The organism is Streptomyces sp. NPDC014870 (assembly GCF_043081505.1).
In the GTDB taxonomy this organism is placed as follows: Bacteria; Actinomycetota; Actinomycetes; order Streptomycetales; family Streptomycetaceae; genus Streptomyces.
On record NZ_JBIBWQ010000006.1, the window covers coordinates 285,938 to 306,714 of the forward strand.

18 protein-coding genes and 1 tRNA gene are annotated in these 20,777 nt (G+C 71.3%); 14 read left to right on the top strand and 5 right to left on the bottom strand.

Annotated elements, in window-relative coordinates:
* Positions 1 to 6 precede the first annotated feature (6 nt).
* The 4 genes from ACF09C_RS19280 to ACF09C_RS19295 are packed head-to-tail and all read left to right on the top strand — an operon-like array spanning position 7 to position 5,093.
* Positions 7 to 1,479, top strand: a complete 1,473-nt coding sequence (locus tag ACF09C_RS19280; RefSeq protein ID WP_392092684.1) for a pyridoxal phosphate-dependent decarboxylase family protein — start codon at positions 7 to 9, stop codon at positions 1,477 to 1,479.
* Entirely contained in the window at positions 1,466 to 2,749 is a 1,284-nt protein-coding gene (locus ACF09C_RS19285; protein WP_392092686.1) for a lysine N(6)-hydroxylase/L-ornithine N(5)-oxygenase family protein, read from the top strand. Before ACF09C_RS19280 ends, ACF09C_RS19285 begins: the two co-directional genes overlap by 14 nt.
* Complete coding sequence (locus tag ACF09C_RS19290; protein WP_392092688.1) at positions 2,746 to 3,297, top strand: GNAT family N-acetyltransferase; 552 nt, start codon at positions 2,746 to 2,748, stop codon at positions 3,295 to 3,297. Before ACF09C_RS19285 ends, ACF09C_RS19290 begins: the two co-directional genes overlap by 4 nt.
* Positions 3,294 to 5,093, top strand: a complete 1,800-nt coding sequence (locus tag ACF09C_RS19295) for an IucA/IucC family protein (protein ID WP_392092690.1) — start codon at positions 3,294 to 3,296, stop codon at positions 5,091 to 5,093. Before ACF09C_RS19290 ends, ACF09C_RS19295 begins: the two co-directional genes overlap by 4 nt.
* Before the next feature lie 72 nt (positions 5,094 to 5,165).
* On the opposite strand, the gene ACF09C_RS19300 is transcribed toward ACF09C_RS19295, so the two are convergent.
* Positions 5,166 to 6,785 (bottom strand): beta-N-acetylhexosaminidase, encoded by a 1,620-nt coding sequence (locus ACF09C_RS19300; RefSeq protein WP_392092691.1) that lies wholly within the window; start codon positions 6,783 to 6,785, stop codon positions 5,166 to 5,168.
* A 208-nt stretch (positions 6,786 to 6,993) separates the two neighbouring features.
* Here ACF09C_RS19300 and ACF09C_RS19305 point away from each other — a divergent pair, with 208 nt between their 5' ends.
* Both ACF09C_RS19305 and glmS read left to right on the top strand, forming a co-directional pair.
* Entirely contained in the window at positions 6,994 to 7,269 is a 276-nt protein-coding gene (locus ACF09C_RS19305; RefSeq protein ID WP_361969256.1) for a hypothetical protein, read from the top strand.
* A gap of 53 nt (positions 7,270 to 7,322) precedes the next feature.
* Complete coding sequence (gene glmS, locus ACF09C_RS19310) at positions 7,323 to 9,140, top strand: glutamine--fructose-6-phosphate transaminase (isomerizing) (protein ID WP_362426035.1); 1,818 nt, start codon at positions 7,323 to 7,325, stop codon at positions 9,138 to 9,140.
* A 160-nt stretch (positions 9,141 to 9,300) separates the two neighbouring features.
* Here the strand turns inward: glmS and ACF09C_RS19315 are convergent, their stop codons facing one another.
* Both ACF09C_RS19315 and ACF09C_RS19320 read right to left on the bottom strand, forming a co-directional pair.
* A complete protein-coding gene (locus ACF09C_RS19315; RefSeq protein WP_392092693.1) occupies positions 9,301 to 9,864 on the bottom strand; it encodes a GPR1/FUN34/YaaH family transporter in 564 nt (187 codons plus the stop codon).
* Positions 9,865 to 10,039: 175 nt separating this feature from the next.
* On the bottom strand, positions 10,040 to 10,561 hold the full coding sequence (locus tag ACF09C_RS19320) for a universal stress protein (protein WP_329120266.1): 522 nt from the start codon (positions 10,559 to 10,561) through the stop codon (positions 10,040 to 10,042).
* 374 nt (positions 10,562 to 10,935) lie between these two features.
* Here ACF09C_RS19320 and ACF09C_RS19325 point away from each other — a divergent pair, with 374 nt between their 5' ends.
* From ACF09C_RS19325 to ACF09C_RS19355, 7 genes are all read left to right on the top strand, one after another.
* Complete coding sequence (locus ACF09C_RS19325) at positions 10,936 to 11,283, top strand: hypothetical protein (RefSeq protein ID WP_392092695.1); 348 nt, start codon at positions 10,936 to 10,938, stop codon at positions 11,281 to 11,283.
* Between the two features lie 395 nt (positions 11,284 to 11,678).
* Positions 11,679 to 12,845, top strand: coding sequence for a helix-turn-helix domain-containing protein (locus ACF09C_RS19330; RefSeq protein ID WP_362426047.1), 1,167 nt, complete (start codon positions 11,679 to 11,681; stop codon positions 12,843 to 12,845).
* A gap of 148 nt (positions 12,846 to 12,993) precedes the next feature.
* Positions 12,994 to 13,596 carry an oligoribonuclease gene (gene orn / locus ACF09C_RS19335; protein WP_392092696.1) on the top strand — a complete coding sequence of 201 codons (603 nt, stop codon included), beginning with the start codon at positions 12,994 to 12,996 and terminating at the stop codon, positions 13,594 to 13,596.
* A 188-nt stretch (positions 13,597 to 13,784) separates the two neighbouring features.
* A tRNA-His gene (locus ACF09C_RS19340) sits at positions 13,785 to 13,857 on the top strand.
* 149 nt (positions 13,858 to 14,006) lie between these two features.
* Complete coding sequence (locus tag ACF09C_RS19345; protein ID WP_392092698.1) at positions 14,007 to 15,290, top strand: ABC transporter substrate-binding protein; 1,284 nt, start codon at positions 14,007 to 14,009, stop codon at positions 15,288 to 15,290.
* A 6-nt stretch (positions 15,291 to 15,296) separates the two neighbouring features.
* Positions 15,297 to 16,280: a carbohydrate ABC transporter permease gene (locus ACF09C_RS19350; RefSeq protein WP_392092700.1), complete on the top strand. Its 984-nt coding sequence runs from the start codon at positions 15,297 to 15,299 to the stop codon at positions 16,278 to 16,280.
* A complete protein-coding gene (locus tag ACF09C_RS19355) occupies positions 16,280 to 17,104 on the top strand; it encodes a carbohydrate ABC transporter permease (protein ID WP_392092702.1) in 825 nt (274 codons plus the stop codon). The genes ACF09C_RS19350 and ACF09C_RS19355 overlap by 1 nt, the downstream gene beginning before the upstream one ends.
* Before the next feature lie 93 nt (positions 17,105 to 17,197).
* Here the strand turns inward: ACF09C_RS19355 and ACF09C_RS19360 are convergent, their stop codons facing one another.
* Both ACF09C_RS19360 and ACF09C_RS19365 read right to left on the bottom strand, forming a co-directional pair.
* Positions 17,198 to 18,691 (bottom strand): cellulose binding domain-containing protein, encoded by a 1,494-nt coding sequence (locus ACF09C_RS19360; RefSeq protein ID WP_392092703.1) that lies wholly within the window; start codon positions 18,689 to 18,691, stop codon positions 17,198 to 17,200.
* A gap of 271 nt (positions 18,692 to 18,962) precedes the next feature.
* The gene (locus tag ACF09C_RS19365) at positions 18,963 to 20,192 is read right to left on the bottom strand and encodes an MFS transporter (protein WP_392092705.1); all 1,230 of its coding nucleotides are present in this window, start codon (positions 20,190 to 20,192) and stop codon (positions 18,963 to 18,965) included.
* An 87-nt stretch (positions 20,193 to 20,279) separates the two neighbouring features.
* Between ACF09C_RS19365 and ACF09C_RS19370 the strand changes: the two genes are divergently transcribed.
* Positions 20,280 to 20,741, top strand: a complete 462-nt coding sequence (locus ACF09C_RS19370) for a helix-turn-helix domain-containing protein (RefSeq protein ID WP_362426068.1) — start codon at positions 20,280 to 20,282, stop codon at positions 20,739 to 20,741.
* Positions 20,742 to 20,777 lie beyond the last annotated feature (36 nt).

The window sequence follows — 20,777 nt, forward strand, 5'->3', positions numbered from 1 at the left end:
ATCCCCATGCGCTCGCACCTGCTCAACGACGCCACGGCGGAGAGCTACCGGCGCTCCGTCACCGAAGGAGTCGAGCGGGTGGCGAGGAAACTCGCCACGACGCGCCGCCCGTTCACCGGTGTCACGCCCGCCGAACTGGCCCCCACCGTCGACGCCGTCGACCTCGACAAGCCGCTCGGCGACTCCTCCGCCGCGCTCGACGAGCTGGAGAGCGTCTACCTCCGCGACGCCGTCTACTTCCACCACCCGCGCTACCTGGGTCACCTCAACTGCCCGGTCGTGATCCCCGCCGTCCTCGGCGAGGCCGTCCTCTCGGCGGTCAACTCCTCGCTGGACACCTGGGACCAGAGCGCGGGCGGCACGCTCATCGAGCGCAAGCTCGTCGACTGGACCACCGGCCGCATCGGCTTCGGCCCCTCCGCCGACGGCGTGTTCACCAGCGGCGGTTCGCAGTCCAACCTCCAGGCCCTGCTCCTGGCCCGCGAGGAGGCGAAGACGACCGACCTGGCCAAGCTCCGCGTCTTCACCTCCGACTGCAGCCACTTCAGCGTCCAGAAGTCCGCGGGACTCCTCGGCCTCGGCCCGGACGCCGTCGTCTCCATCCCGGTCGACCGGAACCGGCGCATGCAGTCCGTCGTCCTCGCCGCCGAGCTGGAGGCCTGCCGCGCGGAGGGCCTCACGCCGATGGCGATCGTCGCCACCGCCGGCACCACCGACTTCGGCTCCATCGACCCGCTGCACGAGATCGCCGCGCTGGCCGAGGAGTACGGCGCCTGGATGCACGTCGACGCCGCCTACGGCTGCGGCCTCCTCGCCTCGCCCACGCGCCGCCACCTCCTGGACGGCATCGAGCGGGCGGACTCCGTCACCGTGGACTTCCACAAGTCCTTCTTCCAGCCGGTGAGCTCCTCCGCGCTGCTGGTCCGCGACGGCGCCACCCTGGGACACGCCACGTACCACGCGGACTACCTCAACCCGCGTCAGACCGGGGACATGGGGGCACCTCCCACGTCCGAAGGACTGTGGGGGAGGATCCCCAACCAGGTCGACAAGTCCCTCCAGACCACCCGCCGTTTCGACGCCCTGAAGCTCTGGCTGACCCTGCGCGTGATGGGCGCCGACGGTGTCGGCGAGCTCTTCGACGAGGTCTGCGACCTCGCCAGGGACGGCTTCGACCTGCTCGCCGCCGACCCGCGCTACGACGTGGTCGTGGAGCCGCAGCTGTCCACGCTCGTCTACCGCTACATCCCGGAGGCCGTCACCTCCCCCGCCGAGATCGACCGCGCCAACCTCTACGCCCGCAAGGCGCTCTTCGCCTCCGGCGAGGCCGTCGTCGCCGGGACGAAGGTCGACGGCCGCCAGTACCTCAAGTTCACCCTGCTCAACCCCGAGACGACCGTGGCCGACATCGCCGCCGTCCTCGATCTGATAGCCGGCCACGCCGAGCAGTACCTGGGAGAGACCCTTGTCCACGCCTGATACGACCACGACGTACGACTTCATCGGCATCGGGCTCGGTCCGTTCAACCTCGGCCTCGCCTGCCTGACCGAGCCGATCGACGAGCTGAACGGCCTGTTCCTGGAGTCCAAGCCGGACTTCGAGTGGCACTCGGGGATGTTCCTGGAGGGCTCGCACCTCCAGACGCCGTTCATGTCGGACCTGGTCACGATGGCCGACCCGACCTCCCCGTACTCCTTCCTGAACTACCTGAAGGCGAAGGGCCGGCTCTACTCCTTCTACATCCGGGAGAACTTCTACCCGCTGCGGGTGGAGTACAACGACTACTGCCGCTGGGCCGCCGACCAGCTGCGCTCCATCCGCTTCTCCACCACCGTCGCCGCCGTCACCCACGACGAGGCCGACGACGTGTACGTGGTGACCACCGAGGCCGGGGAGACCTACCGCGCCCGCCGGATCGTGCTCGGCACCGGCACCCCGCCGCACGTCCCCGACTCCTGCCAGGACCTGGGCGGCGACCTGATCCACAACTCCCGCTACCTCCCGAACAAGGAGGCGCTGCAGAAGAAGAGGTCGATCACCCTGGTCGGCAGCGGCCAGAGCGCGGCGGAGATCTACTACGACCTCCTCTCCGAGATCGACGTGCACGGCTACCGGCTGAACTGGGTGACGCGCTCCCCGCGCTTCTTCCCGCTGGAGTACACCAAGCTGACGCTGGAGATGACCTCGCCGGAGTACGTGGACTACTTCCACGCGCTGCCCGAGCAGACCCGCTACCGCCTGGAGAACCAGCAGAAGAACCTGTTCAAGGGCATCGACGGCGAGCTGATCGACGCCATCTTCGACCTGCTCTACCAGAAGAACCTGGCCGGTCCCGTCCCCACCCGGCTGCTGACCAACTCGGCGCTGCACTCGGCCGCGTACGACGGCACCAGCGGCACGTACACGCTCGGCTTCCACCAGGAGGAGCAGGGCTCGGACTTCACGCTCGACTCCGAGGGCCTGATCCTCGCGACCGGCTACAAGTACACCGTCCCCGCGTTCCTGGAGCCCGTCCGCGACCGGCTCCGCTGGGACTCCCAGGGCCGCTTCGACGTGGCCCGCAACTACTCCGTCGACACCACGGGCAGCCGCGTCTTCGTGCAGAACGCGAGCGTCCACACCCACTCCATCACCTCGCCCGACCTGGGCATGGGTGCGTACCGCAACGCGTACATCATCGGAGCGATGCTGGGCCGCGAGTACTACCCCGTCGAGAAGACCATCGCGTTCCAGGAGTTCGCCGCGTGACCGCCACGACCAGCAGTACGACCATCCGCTTCCGCCCGCTCGACCCGCTCGCGGACGCCGAGCTGATCCACGCCTGGGTCACGCACCCCAAGGCCGCGTTCTGGATGATGCAGGACGCCGCGCTGCAGGACGTCGAGCGCGAGTACATGGCGTTCGCCGCCAACCCGCACCACCAGGCCTTCATCGGCCTGGTGGACGAGGTGCCCGCGATCCTCATGGAGCGGTACGACCCCTCTCAGCTGGAGCTGGTCGGCCTGTACGACCCGCTGCCCGGTGACGTCGGCATGCACTTCCTCGTCGCGCCCACCGACACCCCGGTGCACGGCTTCACCCGCCGGGTGATCACCGCCGTGATGCGGGAGCTGTTCGCCGACCCGGCCACCGCGCGGGTCGTGGTCGAGCCGGACGTGGCCAACAAGGCCGTCCACGCGCTCAACGAGGCCGTCGGCTTCGTGCCCGAGCGCGAGATCCAGAAGCCGGAGAAGAAGGCCCTGCTGTCCTTCTGCACCCGCGCCCAGTTCGAGGCCGCCGTGGGAGCCACCGTATGAGCCGCCGCCGCCCGTCCCCCGTCGCCGACCCCGTCGCGCACCTCACCCCGGAGCGCTGGGCCGACGCCAACCGCGCGCTGATCCGCAAGGGCCTCGCCGAGTTCGCCCACGAGCGGCTGCTCAACCCGCAGGAGCTGGGCGGGAACCGCTACCGGGTGCTGAGCGACGACGGCACCGTCGAGTACCGCTTCACCGCCGACCGGTACGCGCTCGACCACTGGCAGGTCGATGCCGAGTCGATCACCCGCCACCGCGGCGAGGAGCACCTCCCGCTCGACGCGCTGCTGTTCATCACCGAGCTGCGCGGCGCGCTGGGCCTGAGCGACGAGGTGCTGCCGGTCTACCTGGAGGAGATCTCCTCCACGCTGTCCGGTACGGCGTTCAAGTCCACGAAGCCGCAGGTCACCGCCGTCGACCTGGCGCGCGCGGACTTCCAGGCGATCGAGACCGGGATGACCGAGGGCCACCCGTGCTTCGTCGCCAACAACGGCCGGCTCGGCTTCGGCATCGACGAGTACCACGCGTACGCCCCCGAGGCGGCCGCGCCGGTCCATCTGATCTGGCTGGCCGCGCGCCGCGACCGCACGACCTTCTCGGGCTGCGCGGACGTCGAGTACGACAGCTTCGTCCGCGCCGAGCTGGGCGACGCGGCGGTCGACGGCTTCGCCGCGACCCTCGCCGAGCGGGGCCTGGACCTGGCCGACTACCTGCTGATGCCGGTCCACCCCTGGCAGTGGTGGAACAAGCTGGCCGTCACCTTCGCCGCCGAGGTCGCCCAGCAGCGCCTTGTGTTCCTGGGCGAGGGCGACGACGCCTACCTGGCGCAGCAGTCGATCCGTACGTTCTTCAACACGGCGGACCCGGCCAAGCACTACGTCAAGACGGCGATCTCGGTCCTCAACATGGGCTTCATGCGCGGGCTCTCGGCCGCCTACATGGAGGCGACCCCGGCGATCAACGACTGGCTCGCCGGTCTGATCGACGCGGACGCCGTCTTCAAGGAGGCCCGGTTCTCGATCATCCGCGAGCGGGCGGCGGTCGGCTACCGGCACCTGGAGTACGAGGCGGCGACGAACCGTTTCTCCCCGTACCGCAAGATGCTCGCCGCGCTCTGGCGCGAGTCGCCGGTGGCCTCCCTGGCGCCGGGCGAGCGGCTCGCGACGATGGCCTCGCTGCTCCATGTCGACCACGCGGGCGCGTCCTTCGCGGCGGCGCTGATCGCGGACTCGGGTCTGGAGCCGACGGCCTGGCTGCGCGGCTACCTGGACGCGTACCTGCTGCCGCTGCTGCACAGCTTCTACGCGTACGACCTGGTCTACATGCCGCACGGCGAGAACGTGATCCTGGTCCTCGACGAGCAGGGCGCGGTCGTGCGGGCGGTGTTCAAGGACATCGCCGAGGAGATCTGCGTGATGGACCCGACGGCGGTGCTGCCGCCGGCCGTGGAGCGGGTCAGGGCGGACGTCCCGGAGGACATGAAGCTGCTGTCGATCTTCACGGACGTCTTCGACTGCTTCTTCCGCTTCTTCGCGGCGACGCTCGCGGCGGAGGGCGCGCTCGACGAGGACGCCTTCTGGCGGACGGTCGCGGAGTGCGTGCGCGCCTACCAGGAGTCGAAGCCGGAGCTGGCGGAGAAGTTCGAGCGGTACGACATGTTCGCGGAGACCTTCGCGCTCTCCGCCCTCAACCGCCTCCAGCTGCGGAACAACAAGCAGATGGTGGACCTGGCGGACCCGTCGGCGGCGCTCCAGCTGGTCGGCGACCTGGTGAACCCGATCGCGCGGTACGCGCGCTAGCCCGGGTTCGCCCTGCACAGACCGGCGCGGGCCGGGTGGAGTACGGTCCTCCACCCGGCCCGCGCTGTTCGTCTACTCAGCGGGCCACGGAACCTGCGGCGAGCGGTAGTAGTCGATCCCGAGCGCCTCGAAGCGCGGCCCCTGCTGGGCGAGCCGCTCCTTGTAGGCGTTCCAGTCGTGCGTGGCCGCCGGGGACCAGCCCAGTTCGGCGACGCCCGGCAGGCGCGGGAAGGCCATCTGGTCGATGTGCGCGTTCTCGGAGATGGTCTCGGTCCACAGCGGCGCCTCGACGCCCCGGACGGCCTCGGCGGGCGCACCCGGGAGGTAGGCGGCCGGGTTCCAGTCGTAGGAGCGCTGGACCTCGACGTAGCCGGCCCAGGCGAGGCCGAGCTTGGTGTCCTTGGTGTACTTCATGTCGAGGTAGACCCGGTCGGCGGGCGAGAGGATCAGCCCGGTGCCGTTCCGCGCGGCGGCCGCGACCTGCTCCTTCTCCGCGGGGCTGGTCCGGTCGAGGCCCCAGTACTGGGCGAGGGCCCCCTTGGCGGGCGTGGCACCGGTGAGCTGGTGCCAGCCGACGACGGTCTTGCCGTACTTGGCGACGATCGGCTGGACCTTCTCCATGAAGGCCACGTAGTCCTCGTGGGACGTGGAGTGCGCCTCGTCGCCGCCGATGTGGAGGTACTTCCCCGGGGTGAGCGCGGCGAGCTCGCGGATCACGTCGTCCACGAAGTCGTACGTGATGTCCTTGGGCACGCACAGGGAGCTGAAGCCGACGGCGGTGCCGGTGTAGAGCGGCGGGGCGACGCCGTCGCAGTTCAGTTCGGCGTACGAGGCGAGGGCCGCGTTGGTGTGTCCTGGCAGGTCGATCTCGGGGACGACCTCCTGGTGGCGGGAGGCGGCGTAGCGGACGATCTCCTGGTAGTCGGCCTTGGTGTAGTGGCCGCCAGGGCCGCCGCCGACCTGGGTGGAGCCGCCGTAGGTGGCGAGCCGGGGCCAGGAGTCGATGGCGATGCGCCAGCCCTGGTCGTCGGAGAGGTGCAGGTGCAGCTTGTTGATCTTGTACAGGGCGAGCTGGTCGATGTACCGCTTGACCTGCTCGACGGTGAAGAAGTGCCGGGAGACGTCGAGCATCGCGCCCCGGTAGGCGTAGCGCGGGGTGTCGGTGATGGTGCCACCGGCGACCTTCCAGGGCCCGGGCTGCCTGGTCCGCTTCTCGACGGCCGCCGGGAGCTGCTGGCGCAGGGTCTGCACGCCGCGGAAGAGTCCGGTGGGCCGGTGGGCCGTGAGAGTGATCCCGTCGCGGCCGGACTGCAGCCGGTAGCCCTCGTCACCGAGGGCCTTCTCCGCGCCGCTGAGGCGGAGCCGGATGCCGCCGCTCGCCGCGTCCTCGTCGACGACGCGCAGGGAGAGGCCGGTGGAGGGGCGCAGGATCCCGGCGAGGTAGTCGGCGACGGCGCGGGCGTCGCGGGAGTCCTCGTCGATCCGGATGCGGGTGGCGGAGGTGAGCGTGTACGGCTGTCCGGACGGGGTCACGGAGGCCGGGACGGGCACGATCCGGCCGAGCGGGCGGGTGGTGGCGTCGGCGGCGGAGTGGGAGACGGGGGCGGCTCCGACGCAGGAGATACCGGCGGCGGCGAGGAGCAGCACGGCGCCGAGCAGACGGGGAAGCGTTCTGCGCTGTCTCACAGACATGGGTCCCTTTCGATGAACGTTGGACGGACTCCGACGGACTTCGCGGCTGTGGATATGCGTATCCGAACAGTCACCATGCGTACCGTGGACCACTTCCGCGGTCAAGGTGTAGACCAATTCCGCCCCCAGAACGGCGATCATGGAGGTGTCTGCCCGAATTCGGGCAGGATTCTTGCGAAGTGCGGCGGTGACCCCTCAGTATTCTCGGGTGCTCGATCGCCGACCGTCGCATGACGACCTCATCGACCACCTGGTGCGCAGCACCGCGCTCCAGCGCGGTGAGGCCGCCCGGGTGGTGCTCGACGTGCTGGCGTACTTCGACGAGTCGACCGAGGACTTCGTCCGCCGCCGCCACCGCGAGCTGCAGTCAGGGGGCGCGGTGAACGCCGAGATCTTCGAGCGCATCGCGGCCGAGCTGCCGCACCGCGCCGTGGCGCCACCGGAGCTCTCGCTCCGGCAGCTGCGCCGCATCGTCTACGGGTGACCCCGACCGGGTCACGGCAGGGCACACTCACCAACCTGGAGGGGTAACACTTTATGTGCGGAATCGTCGGTTACATCGGAAAGCGCGACGTCGCCCCGCTGCTGCTTGAGGGCCTGCAGCGGCTGGAGTACCGGGGGTACGACTCCGCCGGCATCGTCATCACCAGCCCGAAGGCCTCCGGCCTGAAGATGGTCAAGGCCAAGGGCCGGGTCCGTGACCTGGAAGCCCGCGTCCCCAAGCGCTTCACCGGCACCACCGGCATCGCCCACACCCGCTGGGCCACCCACGGCGCGCCGAGCGACATCAACTCGCACCCGCACATGGACCCCGAGAACAAGGTCGCGGTCGTCCACAACGGCATCGTCGACAACGCCCAGGAGCTCCGCGCCAAGCTGGAGGCGGACGGCGTCGTCTTCGCGTCGGAGACCGACACCGAGGTCATCACCCACCTGATCGCCCGCTCCCAGGCCACCACCCTGGAGGAGAAGGTCCGCGAGGCGCTCAAGGTCATCGAGGGCACCTACGGCATCGCCGTCATGCACGCCGACTTCAACGACCGCATCGTGGTGGCCCGCAACGGCTCCCCGGTCGTCCTCGGCATCGGCGAGAAGGAGATGTTCGTCGCCTCCGACGTCGCCGCCCTGATCGCCCACACCCGCCAGGTCGTCACCCTCGACGACGGCGAGATGGCCACCCTCAAGGCCGACGACTTCCGTACGTACACGACCTCGGGCGCCACCACGACGGCCACCCCGGAGACCGTGGAGTGGGAGGCCGCCTCCTACGACATGGGCGGCCACGACACGTACATGCACAAGGAGATCTCCGAGCAGCCCGACGCGGTCGACCGCGTGCTGCGCGGCCGGATCGACGACCGGTTCTCCACCGTCCACCTGGGCGGCCTGAACCTGGACGCCCGCGAGGCCCGCTCCATCCGCCGGATCAAGATCCTCGGCTGCGGCACCTCGTACCACGCCGGCCTGATCGGCGCCGGGCTCATCGAGTCCATGGCCCGCATCCCCGCCGACGCCGAGCCGGCCTCGGAGTTCCGCTACCGCAACCCGGTCGTGGACCCCGACACCCTGTACATCGCCGTCTCCCAGTCCGGTGAGACCTACGACGTGCTGGCCGCCGTGCAGGAGCTGAAGCGGAAGGGCGCCCGTGTCATCGGCGTCGTCAACGTGGTCGGCTCGGCCATCGCCCGCGAGGCCGACGGCGGCGTGTACGTGCACGCCGGCCCCGAGGTCTGCGTCGTCTCCACCAAGTGCTTCACCAACACGGTGACCGCGTTCGCGCTGATCGCCCTGCACCTCGGCCGCATCCGCGACCTGTCGGTCACCGACGGCAAGCGGATCATCGAGGGCCTGCGCAAGCTGCCCGGCCAGATCAGCGAGATCCTCGAGACCGAGGAAGAGATCAAGAAGATCGCCGCGGAGTACGCGGGCGCCCAGTCGATGATGTTCATCGGCCGCGTGCGAGGCTACCCCGTCGCCCTGGAGGCCTCCCTGAAGCTCAAGGAGATCTCGTACATCCACGCGGAGGCGTACCCGGCCTCCGAGCTGAAGCACGGCCCGCTCGCCCTCATCGAGCCGGCCCTGCCGACGGTCGCGATCGTCCCCGACGACGACCTGCTGGAGAAGAACCGCGCCGCCCTGGAGGAGATCAAGGCCCGCAGCGGCCGCATCCTCGCGGTCGCGCACCAGGAGCAGGCGAAGGCCGACCACACCATCGTCGTGCCGAAGAACGAGGACGAGCTGGACCCGATCCTGATGGGCATCCCGCTCCAGCTCCTCGCCTACCACACGGCGCTCGCCATGGGCCGCGACATCGACAAGCCGCGCAACCTGGCCAAGTCCGTCACGGTCGAGTAGCACCGACCCGGGCCTGTCACCCGGAGCTCTCGACCACGGCCGGGAAAGCCCGTCCGCCCGCGTTCCGGACCTGTCCCCGGAAGGGCGGACGCCCGGCCGGACACACAGAGCGGTCCCCGCGCACCTCACCGGTGCGCGGGGACCGCTCGTCTTTCCCCTGTCAGCTCGCCGCGGCCGCGCTGCGGCCCGAGCGGCTCAGCGAGGTGGGCCAGTGGGCCACCGCCGCCGTCGCGCCGTACCAGGCCGCCAGGCCCGCCACCGCGGCGACCCAGCCGCCCGCCTTCGCCAGACCGCCGTTGCCGGCGAGCGCGCCGATGCCGAGCAGCAGCAGCGCGACGAACAGCAGGCCGTAGACCCCCTGCCCGAACAGACCGCTGCCCGCGGCCGCCATCGTCAGCGTGAGCGCGAGGAGCGCCCACAGCAGCAGGAAGAGGCCGGTCGCCTCGGCCGAACCGCCGTCACCGACGCCGGTCCCCCAGGTGAACCAGAACGCGCCGAGCGCCGAATAGGCCGTGCCCTCACCGCCGTTGCCCGCCCGCAGGGCGAGCAGACCGACGAGGAAGAGCGCCACCCCGCCGACCCAGGTGGCGAGGGATGCGGCGTCCGACGCCGCGACGTTGTCGATCACGCCGGTGCCGCCGAGGCCGAAGGCCAGCAGGGTCAGTCCGAGCGCGAGGTGGCCGAGAGTGGAGGTCGTGTTTCCCGCGGCGACGTCTTTGTCCACGGCGGGCTCCCTTCAAGTGGGCAGTTGTGCTGCGTGAGCTGCTTGTTCCGGTGACATTTAAGTACCCTTCACAAGCGCACAAATCACCTCTCGGCGGCAGAAATTATCGCCGTACCAAGGGAGTTGACGAAGCGTCGAGAAGATGAAGCCCAGCGGGCGGATCCGGCCGCTCCGGTCAGGGGATGACGATCACGGGCCGCTGCGCCCGCTTGGCGAGCCGGCCGGCCACCGAGCCGAAGATCCGGCCGACGATCCCGTGCGTCGAGCCGACCACGATCGCGTCGGCGGAGTACTCCCGGCCGACCTCCTCCAACTCGTGGCAGATGTCGCCGCCGCGCTCGACGAGGATCCAGGGCACCTCGGCCAGATAGTCCGCGCAGGCGAGTTCCAGACCGAGCACCTCGGTGCGGTGGTCGGGGACGTCGACGAAGACCGGTGGCTCGCACCCCGCCCAGACGGTGGTGGGAAGCCGATTGGCGACATGCACGATGATCAGGCCGGAGCCGGAGCGCTTGGCCATGCCGATGGCGTAGGCGAGGGCTCGCTCACTGGAGGTCGAGCCGTCGAAACCGACGACCACTCCGTGCCGAAAGGCGGGATCGCAGGAGTGGCGTGGCTGTTCGACCGCGAGGGGGTCGACCGTGGAGTCGGCGACGCGCTTGCGGTCCGCGGGTTCGGGGAATTCGTGACCGGCCATCGGTGTCTCGGCGAAGAAGATCCTCGTGGGAAGGGAAACGGAAGAACGTCATAGCGTCGTTGCGTCGTACGGAACAACGGTCGGCGGCGGAGCTGTGTCCGGGAATCATCTTCCCAAGCCCATACCCCCAAGGGTACGGCGACACTCCTCTCCTGCCCAGAGCCGTCCAGGGCCCGCATTTCAGCGCTCGCACGGCGTTCCAGGGAGCATGCACGAGCCCGTCCCGTTATGGCAATGCCGCCTGTGCCCTACAGCTGTCCCCCGGGCTCCCCTCCGGGGGCGGTACGGAGGGCCAAACGGACCCCACCCGCAGTGACCGGAACGTTCCGCTTCTCGTTCCCACAGGTCACGCCACCGTCGCAGGGAGCCCGCCCGTGCCCGCACCAAGCGCCGCCACCACCGACCGCCCGGCCCGCCCCGCCCACCCCGCCGCCCCGGACGCGCCCGCCGCCGGCCCCGCCACGGGCTCGGCCGCGGGCTCGGCCGCGGAGTCGGCGGGCGACGTCGTCCGCTGGGCGGTCTTCTGCTGTGTGCTCGTCCCGGTCGTCCTCGTGGGCTACGGCACCTCCCTGGGCGGGGCCACCGGAACGGCGCTCGGGCTCGCGGCCGTGACGGCGGTCTGCCGGCTGCTGCTGCGGCGGTCCGAGCGCGGTCTGCGGGCCGAGGCGGCGGCACCCCGCGCGCGTCGCTCGCACGGCGGCCGGAACCACCGCCAGGGCTGACGCCCCCCGCGAAGCTGACGCATTCGCACACCCACACCCATATGTTTTCAGCCAAGTTCCAGATGTCGGCGAGCCCTTGGCGGAATGACCCCTCAACCCTGGTGCCACCAGGCCGGAAAGGCGTGCGCCGGGCCTGTGCACCCTATGGGGACGGGCCATGCACGCCACGCACACTTCCCTGCACGGCCCACGAGTGGAACGCTTCGTGATCGAATGCTTCGCGCCAAGTTGCCTTGTCGACAATGTGCCGGAGAGAGAACGTGGCACTCCGGCGCCATGGAACACAGTAGATTCGATCATGGGTATCGAAGACTGGGGTCTCGTGCAAAACCGAGGGGAATCGTGCAGGAGCGACAGGACCAGGGAGACGCGAACACCGAGGGGGGCTTAGCGTCATGAGCCAGGACTCCGCCGTAACGGAGGCCGTACGGAAGCTGTCCGGGCGCCGCCGCCGCGAAGTAGTCGCGGTGCTGCTGTTCAGCGGTGGCCCCATCTTCGAGAGCTCCATCCCGCTCTCCGTGTTCGGAATCGACCGGCAGGACGCCGGAGTACCGCGTTACCGGCTGCTCGTGTGCGCCGGTGAGGAAGGCCCGCTGCGGACCACAGGGGGCCTCGAACTGACCGCGCCGTACGGACTGGACGCGATCAGTCGCGCCGGGACCGTCGTCGTACCGGCCTGGCGGTCGATCACCTCGCCGCCACCGCCGGAGGCACTCGAAGCGCTGCGCCGGGCACACGAAGAGGGCGCGCGGATCGTCGGGCTCTGCACCGGCGCGTTCGTGCTCGCCGCTGCGGGGCTGCTCGACGGCCGCCCGGCCACCACACACTGGATGTACGCGCCGACGCTCGCCAAACGCTATCCGTCGGTCCACGTGGACCCGCGGGAGCTCTTCGTCGACGACGGGGACGTACTGACCTCGGCCGGCACCGCGGCCGGCATCGACCTGTGTCTGCACATCGTGCGGACCGACCACGGCGCGGAGGCCGCCGGCGCGCTCGCCCGCCGGCTCGTCGTCCCGCCGCGGCGCAGCGGCGGCCAGGAGCGCTACCTCGACAGGTCTTTACCTGAGGAGATCGGCGCCGACCCGCTCGCCGAGGTCGTCGCCTGGGCGTTGGAGCACCTCCACGAGCAGTTCGACGTGGAGACGCTCGCGGCCCGCGCGTACATGTCACGGCGGACGTTCGACCGGCGCTTCCGCTCACTGACGGGGTCCGCCCCGCTCCAGTGGCTGATCACCCAGCGGGTGCTGCAGGCGCAGCGGCTCCTCGAGACCTCCGACTACTCGGTCGACGAGGTCGCGGGACGCTGCGGCTTCCGGTCGCCGGTCGCGCTGCGCGGGCACTTCCGCCGCCAGCTCGGCTCCTCGCCGGCCGCGTACCGCGCGGCCTACCGGGCCCGGCGCCCGCAGGCCGAGACCGTGACGGTCCTCGACCCGCTGGTGCCGTCGCAGGGCGGCCTGCCGGTCGGCCGGCGGCCCGGGCCGCTGGATCCGGGTAAGCCGCAGTCCGACGCGTACGCCTCCGGACGGGCGGCCCTCCCGGGCCAGCGCAGCGCCCCGTAGGGGCCGACCAGACCGCGCGCCACGAGCCGCGTACGAAAAACCGACGGGCGTCCGGGGGCACCTCCCCCGGACGCCCGTCGGCGTTCGGTCAGGACCGTCCCGGCGCGAACCCGGGGCCACCCGCTGGACAGGCCCTAAGGTAGGACGCATGAACGATCGCATGGTGTGGATCGACTGCGAGATGACCGGGCTCTCGTTGACGGACGACGCACTCATCGAGGTGGCCGCGCTGGTCACCGACTCGGAACTGAACGTGCTCGGCGACGGTGTGGACATCGTGATCCGCCCGCCGGAGGCGGCGCTGGAGACCATGCCCGAGATCGTGCGCCAGATGCACACGTCCTCCGGCCTCCTCGACGCCCTCGCCGACGGCACCACGCTGGCCGACGCCGAGGCGCAGGTCCTCGCCTACGTCCGCGAGCACGTCAAGGAGCCCGGCAAGGCGCCGCTGTGCGGGAACTCGGTCTCCACCGACCGGGGCTTCCTGGCGCGGGACATGGCGGCCCTGGAGAGCCACCTGCACTACCGGATCGTGGACGTCTCCTCGATCAAGGAGCTGGCGCGCCGCTGGTACCCGAGGGCGTACTTCAACAGCCCGGAGAAGAGCGGCAACCACCGCGCGCTCGCCGACATCCGCGAGTCCATCGCCGAGCTGCGCTACTACCGCGAGGCGGTCTTCGTCCCCCAGCCCGGACCGGACTCGGACACCGCGAAGCAGATCGCGGCCCGCCACGTCCTGCCGCCGGAGTAGTCCCCGGCCGGTGCCGGAGCGGTTCCGTGGCCGTTCTCGTCCTGCGGGGCGTCCCCGCAGGACGCCCCGCTCGCGTCCCTGACGCGGCCCTGACGCCCCCGGGCGGAATGCGGGCGCGAGCACCCTCCGGGACCCTGTAGACTTCTTCTCGGCCGGTCGGGGAAACCTTCGGGAAACCGCCGGTCATGGTGGGTGTAGCTCAGCTGGTAGAGCACCTGGTTGTGGTCCAGGATGCCGCGGGTTCGAGTCCCGTCACTCACCCTGAGGGCCGAGGCCCCGGTTCGGAAGAACCGGGGCCTCGGTCGTTTTTCCGGGGCCCTTCGGGTGAGCGCGCGCGGCGCCCCCGGGGTGCCGGACGGGCCCGCGCCTAACGTGACGACGGTCACCACCCCCGGTACCGGGAGACCGTCATGCGGAGGAGCCGTACCGCCCTCGCCCTCGCCGCCGTGCTCGCCACCGCGCTGCCGGCCGGGTGCGCCGCGGGCCCCGCCGAGAAGCCGGGCCGGACCACGCTCACCGTCGGGGTGTTCGGTGCCTTCGGGCTGAAGGAGGCCGGGCTCTACGACGCGTACACGCGGCTCCACCCGGAGATCGCCGTCCGGCAGACCTCGATCGAGCGGAACGAGAACTACTACCCGCAGCTCCTCACCCACCTCGTCTCCGACTCGGGGCTCGCCGACGTCCAGGCCGTCGAGGTGAACAACATCGCCGAGATCACCGCCACCCAGGGGCACCGCCTCCTCGACCTCGGCGCCGTGCCCGGTGTCGACAAGAGCGCCTTCCTGCCCTGGAAATGGGCGCAGGGCACCGACCGGAACGGCCGAACGGTCGCGCTGGGCACGGACATCGGCCCGCAGGCCGTCTGCTACCGCAAGGACCTCTTCGCGCGGGCCGGGCTGCCCACCGACCGGGCCGCCGTCGGCAGACTGTGGGCCGGGGACTGGAAGAAGTACCTGGACGCGGGCCGGCGGTTCAAGGCCCGGGCGCCGAAGGGGGTCGCGTTCGTGGACTCCGCCGCGGGCGTGCTGGCGGCGATCACCGGATCGAGTCCGGTGCGGTTCTACGACACCCGGGGCGAGGTCGTCTACAAGGACAACCCGGCCGTCAGGCGGGCCTGGGACCTGGCCGCCGCGTTCGCCGGCGAGGGGCTGACCGCCCGGCTCCAGCAGTTCACGCCCGCCTGGGACCAGGCGTACGCCGGCGCCCGCTTCGCCACCGTCTCCTGCCCGGCCTGGATGCTCGGCTACATCCAGGACAAGGCCGGACCCGCGGGCCGGGGCGTGTGGGACGTGGCGGCGGCGCCCCGGCCCGGCAACTGGGGCGGCTCCTTCCTCGTCGTGCCGTCGGCCGGGAAGCACCGGGCGGAGGCGGCGAAGCTGGTGGCCTGGCTGACCGCGCCCGCCCAGCAGGCGACGCTCTTCGTGCGACGGGGCAGCTTCCCCAGCTCCTCGGCCGCCCTCGCCCGGCCCGCCGTCGCCGGTGCCCGGCACCCGTACTTCGGCGGCGCGCCGGTCGGCGCGCTCTTCGGGGCGGCGGCCCGGGGCGTGCCGGTCGCCGTCACCGGGCCGAAGGACGCGGTCATCGCGCAGAACCTGGCCGACATCGGCATGCTCCAGGTCGACCAGAAGGGGCGGTCGCCGCAGGCGGGCTGGGACGCGGCCGTGAAGACCATCGACAACGCCCTGGACTGGTGAGAGCCGATGACCGAGGCCGAGGTCGTCGTACCGACGCTCGACGGGCCCGCGCCCGCGTCCCGTACGAAGGAGGCCGGGCGGCGCGCCCGCCGGCACCGTCTCGGGCCGCGCTCCGCGCCGTACGCGCTGGTCGCCCCCTTCTTCGTACTCTTCGCCGCCTTCGGGCTCTTCCCGCTCCTCTACACCGGCTGGGCCTCGCTGCACCGGGTCGAGCTGACGGCGCCGGACCGGATGGAGTGGGTGGGGGCGCGGAACTTCACCCGGCTCCTGAGCGACGACTTCTTCTGGAACGCGCTGGGGAACACGGTCACCATCGGCGTCCTGTCGACCGTTCCGCAGCTGCTGATCGCGCTCGGTCTGGCGCATCTGCTCAACTCCCGGCTGCGCGGCCGGACGTTCTTCCGGGTCGCGGCGCTGACGCCGTACGCCACCAGCGTGGCCGCGGCCACGCTGGTCTTCGTGCTGCTCTTCGGCCGGGACCACGGGTTCGTCAACTGGCTGCTCGGGAGCGTCGGGTTCGCTCCGGTGGACTGGCAGAACGGGACGTGGTCCGCGCGGATCGCGGTCTCGACGATCGTGATCTGGCGGTGGACGGGGTACAACGCGCTGATCTACCTGGCGGCCATGCAGTCGATCCCGCGCGAGCTGTACGAGGCGGCGGAGCTCGACGGGGCCTCGCGGTGGCGGCAGTTCGTCCATGTGACGGTGCCGGGGCTGCGGCCGACGATCCTGTTCACGGTCGTGGTGTCGACGATCGGCGCGACGCAGCTGTTCGGCGAGCCGCTCCTGTTCAACGGCGGCGCGGGAGCGACGGGCGGCGCGGACCACCAGTACCAGACGCTGGGGCTCTATCTGTACGAGCAGGGGTGGGCCAACCACCACCTGGGGCGGGCGTCGGCGATCGCCTGGGCCATGTTCCTGATCCTGCTGCTGATCGGCGCGGCGGCGCGGCTGCTGCGGCCGTGGTTCGCCGGGCGGGAGGAGTCCTGATGCGCGGACGCGGTGCGGGTCCTGTGACGTACGCGGTGCTGCTGCTGTTCACCGCCGGGTCCCTCTTCCCGCTGCTGTGGACGGCGGTGGCTGCCTCCTGGGACAACACCCGGCTGGCCCGGACCCCTCCGCCGCTCGGGTTCGGCGGGAACCTGGCCGAGAACCTCTCCAGGGCGTGGACGGACGCCCACCTGGGGGTGGCGCTGCTCAACACCACGGTGGTCGCGGGGGCGGTGACGGCGGGCACCGTGCTCTTCTCGACGCTCGCCGGCTTCGCCTTCGCCAAACTGCGGTTCCGGTTCGGGAACGGGCTGCTGCTCGTTGTGGTCGGCACGATGATGGTGCCGCCGCAGCTGGCCGTCGTACCGCTGTTCATGCTGATCGCCGAGGTGTCCTGGACCGACCGGCTGCAGGCCGTCGTGCTGCCCGCGCTCGTCTCGGCCTTCGGGGTGTTCTTCATGCGCCAGCATCTGAGCCGGGCGCTCCCCTCGGAGCTGATCGAGGCGGCCCGCACGGACGGGGCGGGCACGCTGCGGATCGTCTGGCACGTGGTCTTCCCCGCGGCCCGGCCGGCGATGGCGGTGCTGGGGATGCTGACGTTCGTGACGGCGTGGAACGACTTCTTCTGGCCGGTGATCGCGCTGACGCAGAACGGCAGCCCGACGGTCCAGGTGGCGCTCGCCGGGCTCGGCCGGGGCTACATCCCCGACCAGTCAGTGATCATGGCGGGGGCGCTGCTCGGGACGCTGCCGCTCCTTGTCGTGTTCGTGGTGTTCGGGCGGCAGATCGTCGGCGGGATCATGCGGGGGGCCGTGAAGGGCTGAACGGGTCGTGGAACGGAAGGGGGCGCGCCCCGGCCGGAGGGTAGGGCTCCGGCCGGGGCGCGCGTGGGTGGGGGGACGGGGTGGTCCTGCGGCCTACTTGTAGGCGGCGAAGGCCTTGGTGAAGGCCAGGGGCTGCTGGAGGATCGAGGAGCAGGTGGCGTCGGCGTGGTTGACCGCGCCGGCGGCGCACTGCTTGTCGCGGGTCGAGGACCACATGGAGAGCCAGCCGATGCCCTTGGACTTCGCGAAGTCGACCAGCTGGGCGGCGTCGTCGACCTTGAAGATCTCGGTCGTGACGTCGTTGACGCCGATCATCGGGGTCACGGCGACGGCCTTCCAGGCGGCGGCGTCGGACAGCCCGAGGACGCCCTTGATCTGGGCCTGGGTGGCGGTGGCGGCCTGGATCGCGTACGTGCCCATGTCGGCGCTGTAGGCCGGTCCGTAGTCCATCGCCATGATGTTGACGGCGTCGACGCGGACGCCGTTGCGCTTGGCGTCGGCGAGCAGGTCGACGCCCGGCTGGGTCAGGCCCTCGGGCATGACGGGCAGGGTGAAGGAGACGTTCAGGCCGGGGTGGGACTTCTGGAGCTGGGCGATGGCCTGGGAGCGGCGGGTGTTGGCGGCGGTGTCGGGCAGGGCGGCGCCCTCGATGTCGAAGTCGACCTTGGTGAGCTTGTACCGGTCGACGACCTTGCCGTAGGCGGCCGCGAGGTCGGTGGAGTTGGCGCAGTTCAGGGCCAGTTCGTGTCCGGCGGCGCCGCCGAAGGAGACCCGCACGTCGCCGCCCTTGGCCCGCAGGGCGCCTATCTGGGCGGCCACCTTGTCGTTCGCGAGGTCGGTCACGCCGCCCCACAGCGGGGCGCAGGAGCCGCCGGAGGTGATGAAGGCGAGGTTGAACTCCTTCACCCCGGTGGCGTCGGCGGTGGCGAGCAGGTCGTACGCCGGGTAGAGGGAGGTGTCCACGTACGGCGCGAACCTGGCGGCGGCGCCGGGGGTCCCGGTGGCGGTCGCCGTCGGCGTGGGGGTGGTGGGGACGGCGGTGGGGGTACGGGTGGGGGTGGGGGCCGTGGTCGTCGGGGGCGCGGTGGGGCTCGCGGTGGCGGTGGGCGGCACGGTCGGGCGGCCGCTCGGGGTCGGGGTGGGGCCGCCGACGGAGCAGGAGGCCTTGTTGATGAGGCAGTTGGCGGGGTCGCCCGCCTCCCCCTGCGCCGAGGTCACGAAGCCGACGGTGACGGACTGGCCGGGCGCGAGCACCTTGTTCCAGCTCGCGGGCTTCACGGTCACGTGCCGGCCGGAGACGGTGTGCTCGCCGTTCCAGAGGGAGCCGATCGTCGTCCCCGCGGGCAGGTCGAACTCCAGCGTCCAGCCCCCCGACTGGACGCTGGAGGTCTCGTTGGTGACGACGTACTGGCCGGTGTAGCCGCCGGTCCAGGAGCTGGTGCGGGTGTACGCGGCGCCCACGGCGGCGGCCTGCGCGGTGCCGGTGAGGGCGAAGGCCGCGCCGCCGGCCACCGCAGCGGCGACGACCGCGCCGATGACCTTCGTCCTGCCGCTCGTCCTGCGTCGGTGGGAACTCGTGGTGCTCATCGCGTGCCTGCCTCTGCGTGCCGGGTGTGGGGGGTGGGGTGCGGCAGCACGCTAGCGGCAGGGAAACGGACAAATGCCCACGACTGGACGGGGGTTGGGATTCTTAGGCTCCGCTTAAGGAAGGCATCGGAACGAGGAAAGGTTCCGGGGCCGTGGCGACGCGGAGGGCGCCGCGTCCGTGGGCTCGGGTCCGGTTCCCGGCGACGGGGGATTACACCGGGAACCGGGCCTGAGCCCACGGGTGCGACGCCCTGGGGGCGGTCGGAGGCGCTCAGAGCGCCTTGGCGCGTCGGGCCTCCTCGGGCACCTGGGCCGCCTCCGTCCCCTCCGCCGGGACGTGCGCCGCCTCGCGGGCCACCCGCCTGCTCGCCGCCCAGACGACGAGGCCGCAGAGGGCGAAGCCCGCGCCGAGGAGGCTGGAGCCCGTCCAGCCGTAGGAGGTGAAGATCGCGGTGGTCGCCGCCGCGCCGAGGGCGGAGCCGAGCGAGTAGAAGACCATGTAGCCGCCGATGACGCTGCTGACACGGTCCGGGTGGGTGGCGGTGAGCAGGTGCTGGTTGCTCACGTGCACGGCCTGGACGGCGAAGTCGAGCACCACGATGCCGACGACGAGCAGCCACAGCGACCACGGCAGCTGGGCGATGGCCGCCCAGGAGACGATGAGCAGCGCGAGCGCGAAGCCGGTGACCGGGACCGCGCGGCCCGCGTCCGCCCAGCGGCCCGCGCGGGCCGCGCCGAGCGCGCCGGCGAGTCCGGCGACGCCGAACAGACCGATCTGGCTCTCGCTCAGCTCCCACGGCGCGTCCGCGAGCGGCAGCGAGAGCCCGCTCCACAGGGTGCCGAACGAGGCGAACAGGAAGAACGCGATGAGCCCGCGCGTCAGGACGACCCGTTCCGCGAAGAGGCCGCCGAGCGAGGCGACGACCCGCCGGTACGAGGCCGGCGGCCGGCCGCGCTCCTCCGCGGGCAGGGCGACGAGGACGAGGGCCGCGAGGCCGAGGGAGAGCGCGGCGAGGACGGCGTAGACGCTGCGCCAGCCCCAGAGTTCGGCGAGCGCGCCGGTGACGACCCTGGCGCCGAGGATGCCGACCACGACGCCCGAGGTGACGACGCCGATGTTCCTGCCGCGTTCGGCGAGCGGGGAGACGGAGGCGGCGTAGGCCACCGTGGTCTGCACGACGACCGCGAAGAGGCCGGCGAGCGCGAGCCCCACGAAGGCGATCCACGCGGCCGAGGCCACGGCGGTGAGGACCAGGCCGACCGCGGTGACCGCGAGGTGCGCCGCGATGAGCCTGCGCCGGTCGACGACGTCGCCGAGCGGCACGAGCAGCAGGAGCCCGGCGAGATAACCGAACTGGCTGGTCGCGACGATCCACCCGGCGAGCTCCGCCGAGACGCCGAGGTCGCGCCCCATGGGCTCAAGGACCGGCTGGGCCGCGTAGATGCTCGCCACCGCGACGCCGCAGATCACCGCCAGCAGTAACCGCCGCCACATGTTCATAGCGCTCCCATCGAGATTGGTAGCAGATTGCAACCGTTTTGACGGTACGGCATGATGGTTTCAATCCGCAACCCAATGGGAGGTGTCATGACACGCACCACCATGAGCGCCCCGGACCTCGACTGGACCGACCCCGAGTGCCCCGTCGCCCGCACGCTCGACCTCGTCGGCGACCGGTGGAGCCTGCTCGTCGTGCGCGACGCGATGGACGGGGCGCGGTCCTTCACCGAGTTCCAGCGCCGGACCGGGATCGCCCGCAACATCCTCACGGACCGCCTCCGCAAGCTCACCGCGCACGGGGTCCTCGCCCAGCGCACCGCGCCGACGGGCAAGCGCCAGGAGTACGTCCTCACCGACGCCGGGCGCGCCCTCTTCCCGGTCATCCTGACCCTGCGGCAGTGGGGCGAGGCGCACGCCTTCGCCCCCGGGGAGAGCCACTCGGTCCTGGTCGACCTGCGGGGCGCGCCGGTACCGGAGTTCACCCCGACCGGGAACGACGGCGCCGCCCTCGGCACGGACACCACACACGTGCTGAAGACGGCGCCGTAGCAGGCGAGTTCGCGTCGCTCGGTGCGCGCCAGCCGG

Bases quoted from the DNA above. Each gene is read 5' to 3' on its own strand.
- orn (WP_392092696.1), top strand. From the start codon at position 12,994: ATGAACGATCGCATGGTGTGGATCGACTGCGAGATGACCGGGCTCTCG.
- ACF09C_RS19295 (WP_392092690.1), top strand. From the start codon at position 3,294: ATGAGCCGCCGCCGCCCGTCCCCCGTCGCCGACCCCGTCGCGCACCTC.
- ACF09C_RS19365 (WP_392092705.1), bottom strand. From the start codon at position 20,192: ATGAACATGTGGCGGCGGTTACTGCTGGCGGTGATCTGCGGCGTCGCG.
- ACF09C_RS19360 (WP_392092703.1), bottom strand. From the start codon at position 18,691: ATGAGCACCACGAGTTCCCACCGACGCAGGACGAGCGGCAGGACGAAG.
- ACF09C_RS19330 (WP_362426047.1), top strand. From the start codon at position 11,679: ATGAGCCAGGACTCCGCCGTAACGGAGGCCGTACGGAAGCTGTCCGGG.
- ACF09C_RS19370 (WP_362426068.1), top strand. From the start codon at position 20,280: ATGACACGCACCACCATGAGCGCCCCGGACCTCGACTGGACCGACCCC.
- ACF09C_RS19300 (WP_392092691.1), bottom strand. From the start codon at position 6,785: ATGTCTGTGAGACAGCGCAGAACGCTTCCCCGTCTGCTCGGCGCCGTG.
- ACF09C_RS19345 (WP_392092698.1), top strand. From the start codon at position 14,007: ATGCGGAGGAGCCGTACCGCCCTCGCCCTCGCCGCCGTGCTCGCCACC.
- ACF09C_RS19280 (WP_392092684.1), top strand. From the start codon at position 7: ATGCGCTCGCACCTGCTCAACGACGCCACGGCGGAGAGCTACCGGCGC.
- ACF09C_RS19350 (WP_392092700.1), top strand. From the start codon at position 15,297: ATGACCGAGGCCGAGGTCGTCGTACCGACGCTCGACGGGCCCGCGCCC.
- glmS (WP_362426035.1), top strand. From the start codon at position 7,323: ATGTGCGGAATCGTCGGTTACATCGGAAAGCGCGACGTCGCCCCGCTG.
- ACF09C_RS19320 (WP_329120266.1), bottom strand. From the start codon at position 10,561: ATGGCCGGTCACGAATTCCCCGAACCCGCGGACCGCAAGCGCGTCGCC.
- ACF09C_RS19355 (WP_392092702.1), top strand. From the start codon at position 16,280: ATGCGCGGACGCGGTGCGGGTCCTGTGACGTACGCGGTGCTGCTGCTG.